Origin of the sequence: Priestia sp. BR_2, from assembly GCF_041954005.1 — a bacterium.
Taxonomy (GTDB): Bacteria; Bacillota; Bacilli; order Paenibacillales; family Paenibacillaceae; genus Paenibacillus_AQ; species Paenibacillus_AQ lautus_A.
Map to the genome: position 1 here is coordinate 1 of NZ_JAVFHM010000172.1, position 685 is coordinate 685.

A 685-nucleotide genomic window follows, 5' to 3' on the forward strand; every position below is an offset into this window, starting at 1 on the left:
TAGTCTGTTTGACAGGCAGAAGAAGGAAGAATAGATGTAGCTCCGGCTAGGGGGCTCGGAGATTAGTATAAGAGACAGAAATAGGAGTAACTGGTGCAACCGGAGCAAAGGGAGCAACAGGAGGAACAAGGGGAATCGGGGTGACAGGAGGAACCGGAGCGACAGGAGTAACTGGGGCAACGGGAGTCACAGGAGCAACGGGAGCAACGGGAGTAACAGGGGCAACCGGAGCAACAGGAGCAACAGGAGAAAGAGGAGCAACAGGAGCAAAAGGAGTAACAGGGGTAACAGGAGCAACAGGGGTAACAGGAGCATCAGGGGTAACGGGAGCAACGGGGGTAACAGGAGCAACAGGAGTAACAGGGGCAACGGGAGCAACGGGAGCAATAGGAGTAACTGGTGCAACCGGAGCAACGGGAGCAACAGGAGTAACAGGAGCAACCGGAGTAACAGGAGCAACAGGAGCAACAGGAGTAACTGGGGCACCGGGAAGCACAGGGGCAACGGGAGCAACGGTAGAAACAGGGGCAACCGGAGAAACAGGAGCAACAGGAGAAAGAGGAGGAACCGGAGCCCAGATAGTAACAGGCGTAACAGTGACAAGGAAGATGATCAGTCAGACCAGACGCGCACATTGCAGCGGTAACCACATAACCCTGATGATATCTATGACTCTACATACAAT

1 pseudogene is annotated in these 685 nt (G+C 54.3%); it reads left to right on the plus strand.

From position 1 onward, the window contains the following. Positions 1–140 precede the first annotated feature (140 nt). Positions 141–685 (plus strand): annotated as a pseudogene (locus RB298_RS08610) (hypothetical protein); the annotation flags it as partial.